The sequence below is a fragment of the Streptococcus sanguinis genome, assembly GCF_026781265.1.
In the GTDB taxonomy this organism is placed as follows: domain Bacteria; phylum Bacillota; class Bacilli; order Lactobacillales; family Streptococcaceae; genus Streptococcus; species Streptococcus sanguinis_T.
In genome coordinates, this window is record NZ_JAKUVC010000001.1 from 35,880 (window position 1) to 47,973 (window position 12,094).

9 protein-coding genes and 2 pseudogenes are annotated in these 12,094 nt (G+C 41.5%); 5 read left to right on the forward strand and 6 right to left on the reverse strand.

Annotated features, from left to right (window positions below):
* Positions 1–63 precede the first annotated feature (63 nt).
* The gene (gene tpx / locus MK370_RS00150; protein ID WP_268683689.1) at positions 64–555 is read left to right on the forward strand and encodes a thiol peroxidase; all 492 of its coding nucleotides are present in this window, start codon (positions 64–66) and stop codon (positions 553–555) included.
* 138 nt (positions 556–693) lie between these two features.
* Here the strand turns inward: tpx and MK370_RS00155 are convergent, their stop codons facing one another.
* The 5 genes from MK370_RS00155 to MK370_RS00175 all read right to left on the reverse strand — a co-directional run bounded on the left by MK370_RS00155 (position 694) and on the right by MK370_RS00175 (position 8,281).
* Positions 694–1,068, reverse strand: coding sequence for a hypothetical protein (locus tag MK370_RS00155; protein WP_268683690.1), 375 nt, complete (start codon positions 1,066–1,068; stop codon positions 694–696).
* Positions 1,055–1,582: a helix-turn-helix transcriptional regulator gene (locus tag MK370_RS00160; protein WP_268683691.1), complete on the reverse strand. Its 528-nt coding sequence runs from the start codon at positions 1,580–1,582 to the stop codon at positions 1,055–1,057. Before MK370_RS00160 ends, MK370_RS00155 begins: the two co-directional genes overlap by 14 nt.
* A gap of 249 nt (positions 1,583–1,831) precedes the next feature.
* Complete coding sequence (locus MK370_RS00165; RefSeq protein ID WP_268683692.1) at positions 1,832–2,902, reverse strand: DUF3114 domain-containing protein; 1,071 nt, start codon at positions 2,900–2,902, stop codon at positions 1,832–1,834.
* 285 nt (positions 2,903–3,187) lie between these two features.
* A complete protein-coding gene (locus MK370_RS00170) occupies positions 3,188–5,428 on the reverse strand; it encodes an SEC10/PgrA surface exclusion domain-containing protein (RefSeq protein ID WP_268683693.1) in 2,241 nt (746 codons plus the stop codon).
* Between the two features lie 279 nt (positions 5,429–5,707).
* Positions 5,708–8,281: a GBS Bsp-like repeat-containing protein gene (locus MK370_RS00175; protein ID WP_268683694.1), complete on the reverse strand. Its 2,574-nt coding sequence runs from the start codon at positions 8,279–8,281 to the stop codon at positions 5,708–5,710.
* Positions 8,282–8,508: 227 nt separating this feature from the next.
* Between MK370_RS00175 and MK370_RS00180 the strand changes: the two genes are divergently transcribed.
* From MK370_RS00180 to MK370_RS00190, 3 genes and pseudogenes are all read left to right on the forward strand, one after another.
* On the forward strand, positions 8,509–9,156 hold the full coding sequence (locus MK370_RS00180; RefSeq protein ID WP_061595015.1) for a metal-dependent transcriptional regulator: 648 nt from the start codon (positions 8,509–8,511) through the stop codon (positions 9,154–9,156).
* A 105-nt stretch (positions 9,157–9,261) separates the two neighbouring features.
* Positions 9,262–9,723 carry a MarR family winged helix-turn-helix transcriptional regulator gene (locus tag MK370_RS00185; protein ID WP_268683695.1) on the forward strand — a complete coding sequence of 154 codons (462 nt, stop codon included), beginning with the start codon at positions 9,262–9,264 and terminating at the stop codon, positions 9,721–9,723.
* Positions 9,716–10,140: pseudogene (locus tag MK370_RS00190) on the forward strand (EVE domain-containing protein). The gene MK370_RS00185 and the pseudogene MK370_RS00190 overlap by 8 nt, the downstream one beginning before the upstream one ends.
* Positions 10,141–10,185: 45 nt before the next feature.
* On the opposite strand, the gene MK370_RS00195 reads toward MK370_RS00190, so the two are convergent.
* Positions 10,186–10,800, reverse strand: coding sequence for a CPBP family intramembrane glutamic endopeptidase (locus tag MK370_RS00195; RefSeq protein ID WP_268683696.1), 615 nt, complete (start codon positions 10,798–10,800; stop codon positions 10,186–10,188).
* Between the two features lie 494 nt (positions 10,801–11,294).
* Between MK370_RS00195 and MK370_RS00200 the strand changes: the two are divergent.
* Positions 11,295–12,091 (forward strand): annotated as a pseudogene (locus MK370_RS00200) (DUF4037 domain-containing protein).
* Positions 12,092–12,094 lie beyond the last annotated feature (3 nt).

The following is a 12,094-nucleotide window of genomic DNA, read 5'->3' on the forward strand; positions in this document are numbered from 1 at the left end:
TTATTCGAAAAAAATCACTATTCGCTGTACAATGAAGCTATCAAACATGAATGGAGACTTCCTATGACAACTTTTCTCGGAAATCCTGTAACCTTTACTGGAAAGCAACTGCAAGTCGGCGACACCGCCCACGATTTTAGCTTGACAGCAACTGACCTTTCAAAGAAAACTCTGGCTGACTTTACTGGCAAAAAGAAAGTCCTGAGCATCATCCCATCTATCGATACTGGTGTCTGCTCAACTCAGACTCGCCGTTTTAACCAAGAACTATCTGACTTGGACAATACCGTTGTGATCACGGTTTCAGTTGACTTGCCTTTTGCTCAAGGCAAGTGGTGTGCTGCTGAAGGCATTGAAAATGCTGTTATGCTCTCTGACTACTTCGACCATTCTTTCGGCCGTGACTATGCTGTCCTCATCAATGAATGGCACCTTTTGGCTCGCGCAGTTCTTGTCTTGGACGAAAACAACACTGTGACCTACGCTGAATATGTCGACAATATCAACACCGAACCTAACTTCGAAGCAGCTATCGCTGCAGTTAAGAGTTTATAAAAATCATAATAAAAATGCAGACGAAAAATCTGCATTTTTTATTTGAAGCAAGCAAGTAAGAGCTGGCCCAGAAGCTGTTTGAAACGGCGGATTTGGTCGTTGACCATCTTCTTTTGTAGGTCAACAAAAAGATGACAATCAGTATACTGATTGTCGCAAACTCCTTTTATATTTATATAACTCGTAAAAAGATAAATTACATAATGTAAGGTCTGTAACAAACTCCTTTAAATTATTCTCGTCTGCAAAATTCAGTTCTATTTTTTCATGATCAATTCCAAGGAAATTATACTTTTTTTGAAACAAATTGTATATTATATTGCTTTCTCTACTTTTTAAAATATAAGTGTCTGATTTTCCTTTTTGAGTTATATCTGATACGGAACCCTCTTTAATTATTTTTCCCTTTTCAATAATGTATACATAATCAGAAATCCTCTCTAATTCATCTAAATTATGTGATGTAATTAGAATAGCAGCTCCTTGTAACTTTAGTTCATTAATCACTTTCATATTGCTGCATTTGATAATTCATATCAGCTAAGCTTTGAGTTATTCTATCCAATAATTTAACTTGTTCCCCATTTTTTTCTAAAGAATAATATATTTTTAGCAAACTATTTAAGCCTTGCTCCTGATCTTTATCATAATAAAATACCACAACCGCCGTTAACCATTCGTAATAAACTTTATCAACCTCTGATAATTCTTCATAGTTGATTAGATGTTTAAGAAAAAATTTGATAGATTTATAGTCTCTATCATAATATAATTGACGATATTCTTTTATAAATACATTTTCATCTCCCTCTTCAATTCCATCTAACTCCAATATCTGAAGAATATCTTTACTGGAAATTTCTAATTTTTTACATAATTCCGAAAATATATCAACAGAAAGATTTGTCTGTCCTTTTTCTATCTTGCTGATGATTGCTTGAGTACATATTCCCTCGGCGAGTTTCTCTTGTGTCATTCCTCTCTTTTTTCTATATTTCTTAACTAAATTTGAAATATTTTGTTTCACAATCAATACCCTCTTATGTAGAATAACTAGTTAGACTACATAACTATCCTTACTAATTTGATTTTCTTATCACTATTTTGCTGGTTTTAAAATTTATTGAGATTATTCGATTACTCTAAATTATATAACCAGTCTCTATACTCCATAAATTCGATACTAATTATAACATATTTTCTAGGAAAAATGTGTTATATTTAAACCACGACATTAAAATTTAAAAATTTTATATCTTTAACCATTTATTATCCACTACTCCCAAAAACAGCGAACCCACCCCCAGAGCCTCAGCAAAAAGAGAGGCCGACCCAGAAGCTGTTTGAAACGGCGGATTTGATCATCCACTGCCTGCTTGGTACTGCGGCCTGCCTGAGAACGGGAACCTGTCATCGAACGATAGCCCAGCGGACCACGATTATTCTGAGGTGACTTGAACTTGCGGCCGCTATTTTCAATAGCAAGCCTGCGAAAGCGAGGATCCCAGACTGCAGGCGTTTTGACATCATAGCGAGTATGAGAAGCCTGATTGCCCGGCCGGTTGTGCTCACCGTAGTTAAAGCTAGCGCCATTCACAATACCATTTTGGCTAGCCCCCTCTGGATCGATAATATTGAGAAAACGACCTGTCTGATCCAGAATAAACTCTGTATGAAAATCAATCAGGATTTTTATATTGGCCTGACTAGCTTGACCATCCGGATAGATAGCTTGCTCTGAACTCTTATCAATATAGGCTTTATTATGCAAGCGAGAGGATTCTTGAAAGCTATAAGGCAACGCTGGCCAATCCTTTAAATAGGAGGCCAAGGCTTCTGCATCTGTCATGCCAGCCTGACGGTAGTGAACTCTGACCCACTGGGCCTGCTGGCAGGAAATGACATAACGAAACTGATGTAGCTTCCTTTTGAGCTTTTGATTACCATCTTTTTGGCTCAAATCATCTGCCGGAAAAGCCTGGCGCAAGGTCCTTGAGAAAATCTTCCAAAAGCCATCATGCGGTGTTAGGTCTGGAGCAATTCGAGCCAGTAGAAGATTCGTCTCTCTCTTATCTCCGCTCAACTCCTCAGGCATATTAACAAGACTCATAGCCAGAACCAGCAGCTCCTGAGCTCCTAACCTGCTGTTCTGAGCCGCCTCAGCCTGCCAGAGTTTTTGAAAAAAGGTACTGCCAAAAAGCTGAGCCTCCTGCAGGTAATCTCCTTCTTCTGTCAATGTTTTCTCTTGCTCACCAATCTCTTCAAAAACTCGTCCCAACGCTGTCTGAGACCAACCGATTGATTGCAATTGCTGAAAGAGCTGCTCTTTTTCTTCTTTCGGATACATGACTCCCCTCCTTTCTTTTAGGTCTAGTAGTTAAAAACTGTAGAGGTTATAATAAAAAATCTAATCAACATAGAACAATTAGATTTTATCACAAACTCACATGATAGCAAAGAACAAAATATGAATCCTTGGAATACTAACAATAAAGATGTTCTTAACAAATCACTCAATAAATAAAGAGAAGACCAAACCGGCCCTCTCTCAGTATGAGTTTTCTTCAAATGTGCTGTCCAAACTTTGAATTTGGGTAATTCATCTAGAATTCGATTTTATCAATAAATGCTCTTAAGCTTTACGGCGTTTTGCAAAAGCCAGTCCCAACGTAGAGAGTAATCCCAATCCTGCCAGTGCTAGAGAAGATTCAGCAGAACCTGTTTTTGGAAGAGCTGCCGGAGCCTGATAGGTCTGAACTGGTTTCTTTCCGTGCTTCACTCCCGTTGTAGTGACTTTCAGAACCTTTCGCTCATTCTTAGAAATGAGGTTGGTTGGGTCGTCTGTCTCTAGGGTTGCAAGAGCTGCTTTCAAAGCTTCAAGTTTGGCATTTTCAACTCTATATGTTTCTTCCTTACTTGCCAAGTTAGCTTTAGCATCATTGAGAGCCGCTTCTGCTTCTTTTAGAAGAGCAGGGGCGTTTTGCAAGCGAGTAACATAGTCTTTAGCAGCTTGAACAGCGCGTTGAGCCTCTTCCAGAGCTGTAGCCGCAGCAGTTGCCTTTTCTTGAGCATTTGCTGTAGCTGCTTTCAATTCGGCAAGTTTGGCATTAGCTTCCTCAGCTGTTTTTTGCGCACTTGCTTGGGCTGCTTCTTTTTCTTTCAAACTTGCTTGAGCTTTAGCTAAAACTGCAAGTTTAGCCTTGGTTTCTTCAGAAGCCGAATTCTTGCTATTTTCGAGTTTAGCTTGGTAAGTACGTTCTGTCTTGGCCAATTTGTCCTTAGCAGTTTTCACAACCTCACGCAGTAATGGTGCTGTCTCCTGCTTGTTCTGAGCATTTGTCAACGCGCGTTGAGCAGCATCCAACTTAGCTTGTGAAGCAGCCAAATCTTTACGAGCAGCGTCTGCCTCTTGATTATTGGCATTTGGATTGATTAAGGCTGGCGTGATTTTGGAAGGGTCCTTAATATCGTTGTCGGTATTTGGGAAAAGAAGGAAGTTAATTCGGTTAATAATGCCGTTGTTGCTAAAGTTAACAGCGACATATGCACCTTTTTTCTGATTGTCAAGATGCCCCACTACCTTTTGGGCATAGATAGTCCCTCTCTCCCTATACGCACTGCTATCTCCTAAATCAAACAGTTGGAATTTGATATCATCGTAAATTGCCTTTTTTAAATAGTCAACAGAGACATTCTCTTGGCTAGCAAGAATAGGATAAGGGCCGAGTTCGTTAGTTCCTGATACTCTATGACCAAACTGATCCAGTCCAAATTTAGCAACCACATTTCTTGGAACATCTACTTGTGAAGTTATAGATTCTTTTGATTGGTATTTATATTTTTGTTCACGGGCTGCTTGGCTTAGAGCTTCTGCATAGTCAATACTATTTTGTGTTAATGTTACTGGTGCTGTACCTGCTTGCTTACGGATTTGATTAATCAAATCTTGTGCATAATAGTTCAATTCCATCAGAACATCATTTGGAATAGCATTGATGTTAACTATTCGTTGCGCATCTTTTTGACTACCAATATAATTATTGCTCGATTTTAGGGTAGCTGCTTCTTTAGCAAGTGTTTCTTGTGCCTCAGGTGGTAACTTTGCCGTACCGTTGATATTATTGCTTTTAATTGCATTGATGTAAGCTTGTGATAGGGTAAAGGTATTATGTACTTGGTCTTGAGAAGAAAGTTTCGCTTCTTTTTCCTTGATTTCTGCTTGAGCTGCTTTAATATCTGCTTGGGCTTTATCAATCACTGCTTGGCGTTTCGCATCTTCGGCTTCAGCTGTCTTCAACTGATCTTCGTAAGAAGCTAAGTTATTTTTAGCCTTATCAAGCTCAGCCTTTGCCTTCGTTACCTTTTCACTTACCAGTTTGCTATCCACAGCTTTTTGGGCTGCATTCACAGCATCCTGAGCAGTTTGAGTCTCGGTTTGTGCCTTAGCTGCTTGAGCTTGAGCATCCTGAGCTACAGCTGCCTGTGTGTCTTCTGCTTTTTTAGCTGTATCAAGAGCTGCTTGGGCTTGCTTGGCTGCGTTTTCCGCTGGGGCAACTTTTTTCTCAGCTTCTGTCACAGCTGCCTGAGCCTCCGCAATTTTTTGTGCACTTGTATCAGCATTATCTTTCTTGGCTGTTTCAACCTTAGTCTCAGCAGTCGCAACCTGTTCTTTGGCTTGGTCAACAGCCGCTTTCGCTTGATTAACCTGCTCAGTTTGCTGTTTAAGAGCCTCTGGACCTGCAGATAGAGACTTATCTTGGTTTGCAGGTGCATTTGCATCCACTGGAGTTGTATCTGCAGCTACAGTGTGAGCAAAGCCAGTACTAGCAAGAACTGCTGCACCTAGAATGACATGTTTTTGGATTTTTTTCATGTTTTTCCTCCTGATATGTTAATAGTATAATGAGAAAAGCTTTGTTTGTCAAACTATTTACATGTTTTTATTAGAACTTTTATCGCAAATATGTCCAAAAAATAGAATCTCATCTCAATTACTCCCAAAAATCTAAGTGTCCTGCCATCCATACTATAATAAATTTGTATCTTGCTGACTTTGTCAATGATAAACTCTTGAACGAGTACAAGTATACTAGTTATAGAATGCAGAAAACCGCCCGTCAAGCAACGAGCGGTCTTCTTATTCACGAATTTCTTATCCTTTGATGGCAATGAAGGGTGATCCTTCTGTATTATCCGTCGGATCTACACTCTTGACTCCAAAGAGATAGTCTACGGGGTACCAGCCATTATTAGCTGCATTATAAGGGTCACGGACATAGGTTCTTCCATTGTCATAGCCCTTGAGAACCAGCTCATGAGTCACTGGATAATGGGCAAAGATACTAGTACCAACGGCACCTAGCACATGATGCCCCTGCGAAAGCACTTCTTTGACTGCAGAAGCTGTAAACAGGGTCTCAGTCGTCAGATCCCAGTGCTGGGCAGCTCGGACTATACCACGGCTGCTAGTACCAAATCCATCTTTATTAAATTCATTGGTATGGTTATATAGGTAATCCGCAACAGTTGTTGGAAGCACTTCTGTCCCAGTAATACCAGAAATAACCATGGCTAGCGTTGTCGGCACGCATCCTGTCGCATCCATGCTGTAAGGACCATACTTCCTGCCACCCCAGCGACCATCACGCTGTGAGTAGTACGGAGTATTGTAAACTGCTTTGTAGACCTGGGTCGTAGTAGCATCAACAGCGATGAGCTGACCATTGTCCTGCTTATAGTAAAGATGTATCTTGTACTCGCCAGTAGAAAGCTTATGGTCACTAGCTCGGACCATAATCTTATAGGTACCATTCGCCTGCTTTTGAGCTAAGTACCACTTGACATCATCCTGATCCTTATCTGTGGACCAAGTTGGCAGATAGACTGCTTGAATTCCGCCTGGATTAGAGACATTTGTCACAACTACATCAAAGGTTCCTGTTCGCGCATTATTGTTTTGGATATTGATTTTTCCAGTTGCACGGATGTTCTCAGGTGCTACAGAAACCATCAGCTTCTCGCCACCTGCACCTTGCATCTGGCCATCCTCGTTCAGATAGTAAAGATGAACCTTGTACTCACCCACTGAAAACTTATGATCCTGAGCTCGGACATGTTTTTTATAGGTGCCGTCAGCTTGGCGCTCAGCGATGTACCACTGCACGTCGTCTTGGTCATCCTTGCTAGACCAAGTCGGCAGGTAGACTGCCTTCAAGCCGTCTGGGGCAACAATATCGGACACGACTATATCAAATTCACCTGTCTGTGGATTATTGTTCTGAATGGTGATCTTGCCCTGTGGCTGCGCGCGAGTAACCACCGTCTTTGCTGAGCCTGCACCCTGCAGCTGGCCTGCATCATTTACAAAATAGAGGTGAACATTATACTCACCCAGAGAGTTCTTGTGGTTGCGGTAGCTGACATGCTTGAAATAGGTTCCATCAGCGCGTCTTTCAGCCGTGTACCACTGCACGTCGTCTTGGTCGTTAACAGCTGACCAAGTCGGCAAGTAAACTGTCTTCAGTCCATCCGGTGCGACAATATCTGACACGACTATATCAAATTCGCCTGTCTGCGGATTCTTGTTCTGAATGGTGATCTTGCCTTGAGGCTGGGCGCGAGTAACCATTGTCTTAGCTGAACCTGCACCCTGCAACTGGCCTGCATCATTCACAAAATAGAGATGAACATTATACTCGCCCAGAGAGTTCTTGTGGTTACGGTAGCTGACATGCTTAAAATAGGTCCCATCGGCGCGTCTTTCAGCGGTATACCACTGCACATCGTCTTGGTCATTGGCAGCTGACCAAGTCGGTAGATAAACAGACTTAAGACCATCTGGGGCAACAATATCAGAAACGACAATATCAAATTCACCTGTCTGCGGATTGTTGTTCTGAATGGTAATCTTGCCTTGTGGCTGCGCGCGGTTAACCACTGTCTTTGCTGAACCTGCACCCTGCAGCTGGCCTTCATCATTTACAAAATAGAGGTGAACATTATACTCGCCCAAGGAGTTCTTGTGATTTCGGTAGCTGACATGCTTAAAATAGGTCCCATCGGCACGCTTTTCAGCGGTATACCACTGCACGTCGTCTTGGTCGTTAACAGCTGACCAAGTCGGTAGATAAACAGACTTCAGTCCATCCGGTGCGACAATATCAGACACGACTATATCAAATTCACCTGTCTGTGGATTGTTATTCTGAATGGTAATCTTACCTTGAGGCTTTTTGACTTCTGCTGCCACCAAGGGGCGCTCTGTAGCAGAAGCTGCTTGTGCTGGCTGATTAGAAGCATCACTTTTTTCTGAGTTCTCAGCCACAGCAGGTTGATTTTCTGTCGAAGTTACAGTATCACTTTTAGGCTGGGCATTTTCTACAGGACCTGAAGAAGTAGACTGAGCGCTGATATCGGAAGACGTAGGTACCTGACTAGCTGCAGGACTAACAGCTTCCGGTGCTGGTGCAGCCTTATCCATACTTGACAGACTGGTTTCTGTCACAGTCGCAGTTGCAGCTGTGCTAGCTTGGTTCTCCACAGCTTGGCTGACAGCGACACTGTCAGCTGTCTGACTAGGTGCCAGCTGATCTGCCTGAACCGCTCCACTTCCAAGAAAGGCCAGACCAGTCGCAATCGCTACTGAGACTGCTCCCAGACTGCATTTGCGAATGCCAAAACGAGTAAACTTCTCTGCTCGAGACGCAATCATTCGTCTTTTTTTCATAATAGGATTCTCCTTTTGCAAAAAAGTAAAAAGCAAGCCAAATTTTTGCAAACCAGCTAAAGAATTTTTACTTTTTATTTTTTAAATCGTACGCTTTGATTATATAATAATCGCAAAACGATTACAAGCGAATGAAGAAAATCTAAACATCAAAGAAAGGCTTAGACACTGTATTCTTGCAGCGATTTTTGTTATACTAATGATAGAAAGTTCAGCGAGGATGCAAGATGACCCCAAATAAAGAAGACTATCTCAAGTGTATCTATGAGATTGGCAGCCGCCACAAAAAAATCACCAATAAAGAAATCGCCCAGCTCATGCAGGTTTCACCTCCGGCTGTGACGGAAATGATGAAAAAAATGCTGGCGGAAGAACTTCTGGTCAAGGATAAAAAAGCCGGCTACCTGCTGACTGATTTGGGGCTAAGGCTAGTTTCTGACCTCTATCGCAAGCACCGACTGATTGAAGTCTTTCTGGTCAACCATCTCGGCTACTCGACTGATGAAATCCATGAGGAAGCCGAAGTCCTAGAGCATACTGTTTCTGAGCGCTTCGTTGAGCGTCTGGATGCCATGCTCCAGTACCCCAAAATCTGTCCTCACGGAGGCACCATCCCAGCCAAGGGAGAGCTTCTGGACGAAGAAAACCAACTAACTCTGGAAGAGGCTTCTGCCCCTGGCGACTATATCATCAAACGGGTGCATGACGACTTTGACTTGCTCAAATACTTGGAAAAATACAACCTGCAAATCGGCCAAACCATCACTTTCATCCAATACGATTCTTTCGCTCAGGTCTATCTTCTTAAGACAGAAACCCAAGAAATCCAAATCAATCCTATGATTGCCCAACAGATTTATGTAGAAAAACTATAAACAGAACCCAGTTCGGACTTTTTAGTCTAAACTGGGTTTTTATTGACAAAAATAAGATGTCAGATTATAATAAGTGTACTTATAAAATATCTAGAGGGAAAGCTAATGGAAAAATCGCAGTTTAACTCCATCTACAAGGATGAATATCAAAAATCAACCGGTCTGCTCTTTATCCGTGCCTACCACAAGTGGCATGGGCTGATAAAAAACAAACTGAGAACGATTGATTTGACCCATCCCCAGTTTGTCGTTCTGACCACTCTTGCAGCGCTTCTGCGTCAGCAAGAATGGGTGAGTCAGACCGATATTGCCCGATTTTCTGACATGGATGTTATGACCATATCCCAAATCATCCGCCTCTTGGTCAAGAAAGGTTTGATCATGCGGGAAGTCCATCCCAAGGACAGCCGCGCCAACATCATACTTCTAACGGATATGGGGCTGCAAAAGGTCAACCAAGCCCTTCCTCTGGTAGAAGGCATTGATCAGGCATTCTTTGGAAAATTAGGAAATAAAACAGAAATATTAAACCAACTCTTAATCAAACTGGAGGCAGAAAATGACTAGATTTTGGATTGGTGTCGTATCAAAAGACATGTACTAAGAGGTGTAGAAGGTGGATTTTGCCAAGTCTGCCATGGTAAGAAAGCACCGCTGAACCGAATGAAAAAGGGGGACTTTCTTTTGTACTACAGTCCCAAGTATCAGCTGAATGGTCAGGAAAAATTGCAGGCCTTTACAGCAATTGACAAGATTCTAGATGACACTGCCTACCAAGTAGAGATGTTCGAAGGCTTTGTCCCATTTCGGCGAGATGTCAGCTACTACCAACCTGTCAAAGACTGCCCCATTGACCTAGTCCGACAACATCCTCAGTGGCGCCAATATGCTTCTCAGATAAGATACGGACATTTCGAAGTTTCGAAAGACTTCTTCCTTTATGTTTTTGAGCAAATGAAACTAGAAAGCACTGCACATCAGTAAAAGCAGCTTCGTTTGACTTACACCTAAACCTTTACTCACCTGTCATCAAATCAGCATAAAAGCCGATAAACTACCCACAACTACATTGGCTAAAGCATGCATGATCCAGCTGGATAAAATGGAGCCCTCAGATTTCTTTTCATTGACAAAGCCCATATAGGCCGCGATGCCACCCGTACACAAAATGATGAGCAGGGTTTGCTGCCAAGAGAGCACTGTTATAAACATTAAGCCATGGAGCAGACCAAAAAGAGCAGCTTGTATGGTGTTGGCTACCACAAAGGATAAGCGGCTAGCCAATCTCTTTAAAAGAAAACCTCTGAATAGCAGTTCTTCTGGCAGAGCAGTTTGAAAAATACCATAAATCAGAATAGCTGGCAAGGCTTGGAAGCCGTGGTCTGAGAAGTTTGAAGTCGCTGTATCCAGATTTTTTACAGCAGGATATACTAGCAAAAACGAAAGAATCAGGAAAAATAGGGAACCCAACAAAATCCACAGCCAGATCTTCCGGCTGCCAGTATCTTTTAGCGGTTTTAAGCCAAGCCATTCTAAAAATGGACTTTTTCTCCTAGCCCTTATCAACCACCAAACAAAAGGAAGAAACGCAAACAAAGCAATTTGAATCAGAGCATTCAGTATCTGTTGAACTAGATTTCCCATAGTAAGAGGCTCCTTTCTTTTCTTTAATATGATTATATAAGACAAACTTCAAGAATTTATAAAGCAATTCTAAAATATTTCTAAAGAATGATAAAAAACATAAACAAATCAAGAATTATCGCCACTTCCACTTGCCTACTATGCTTATCATTTTTGGACTAAATGATGTCAAAAAGATCTTTAAAAACTTATCTCAAAATCTAAGAAAAGTTGCTGATAAAAACAAGGCGATGAGTTTAAAAAATAGAAAACTGACAATGATTTTAAAGAAAGAAAAAAATCCTAAAACTTTATTACAAAAAGTCAAATTTTCAGCCTATCGATCCTAGATCATTTTCTTTTTAGTCCAATACTTCCAGCTCCTGCTCATCCATTTCATCCCCCTCGGGGTTTCAATTTTACAGGCTCAGAACCATGCCAAAAGCTGTTTTTTCCTTCTTGCCAACCCGCTTACATTTTGCTACAATGATGTCAAAAATCAGTAAGGAAAAATTATGCCACAACAACTTTTTAAAGAATTTGCCCAGCTAGATCAAGGGGAAGCTATTGTTCTCGGTGGCTCTCGTGCTGGACAGCATTTTGACAAAGACTCAGACTATGATGTTTATATCTACTTGACAGATTCCATTGCTCCCATGACTAGACGCGATATCCTCAGCAAATACTGCTCCTACATGGAAATCGGCAATCAATTTTGGGAACTAGAGGATGACTGTGTGCTAAAGAGCAAGATCGAAATTGAGCTCATTTACCGTACACTGGATAGCTTTGATAAAGATCTGCAGACTGTAGTCCTAGACCACCAAGCCCAGAATGCCTATACCACCTGTATGTGGCACAATCTGCTCCACAGCAAAATCATCTACGACCGAAATGGTCGCTATGAAGCACTTCAAAACAAGTACAGACGACCTTATCCAGCTGAACTTAAAAAGAATATTATTAAGAAGCAGCTCCTTTTACTCGATCAAGCCATGCCAGCTTTCTCCAAACAAATAGAAAAAGCCCTCAAGCGTCAGGACCTGCTCAGCATCAATCACCGTAACAGTGAATTTTTTGCTTCTATTTTGACTTGCTCTTCGCTCTAAACGAACAAACTCACCCTGGAGAAAAGAGAATGCTGGAGTTTGCAAAAAACAACTGCCCACTATTACCTCAGCATTTTGAAGAAAATATACAGACCTATTTTCAAAAACTCTACACAGAGCCCGCTGAAGCGATAAAGCTCATCAACCAGCTAGTGACGACCATCAAACAAGTCATTCCTCAAGAAATTATTGATAGTTTTTAGCAA

Excerpts from the sequence above, each read along its gene's own strand:
- tpx (WP_268683689.1), top strand. The coding sequence starts at position 64 with ATGACAACTTTTCTCGGAAATCCTGTAACCTTTACTGGAAAGCAACTG.
- MK370_RS00180 (WP_061595015.1), top strand. The coding sequence starts at position 8,509 with ATGACCCCAAATAAAGAAGACTATCTCAAGTGTATCTATGAGATTGGC.
- MK370_RS00175 (WP_268683694.1), bottom strand. The coding sequence starts at position 8,281 with ATGAAAAAAAGACGAATGATTGCGTCTCGAGCAGAGAAGTTTACTCGT.
- MK370_RS00195 (WP_268683696.1), bottom strand. The coding sequence starts at position 10,800 with ATGGGAAATCTAGTTCAACAGATACTGAATGCTCTGATTCAAATTGCT.
- MK370_RS00170 (WP_268683693.1), bottom strand. The coding sequence starts at position 5,428 with ATGAAAAAAATCCAAAAACATGTCATTCTAGGTGCAGCAGTTCTTGCT.
- MK370_RS00185 (WP_268683695.1), top strand. The coding sequence starts at position 9,262 with ATGGAAAAATCGCAGTTTAACTCCATCTACAAGGATGAATATCAAAAA.
- MK370_RS00165 (WP_268683692.1), bottom strand. The coding sequence starts at position 2,902 with ATGTATCCGAAAGAAGAAAAAGAGCAGCTCTTTCAGCAATTGCAATCA.
- MK370_RS00155 (WP_268683690.1), bottom strand. The coding sequence starts at position 1,068 with ATGAAAGTGATTAATGAACTAAAGTTACAAGGAGCTGCTATTCTAATT.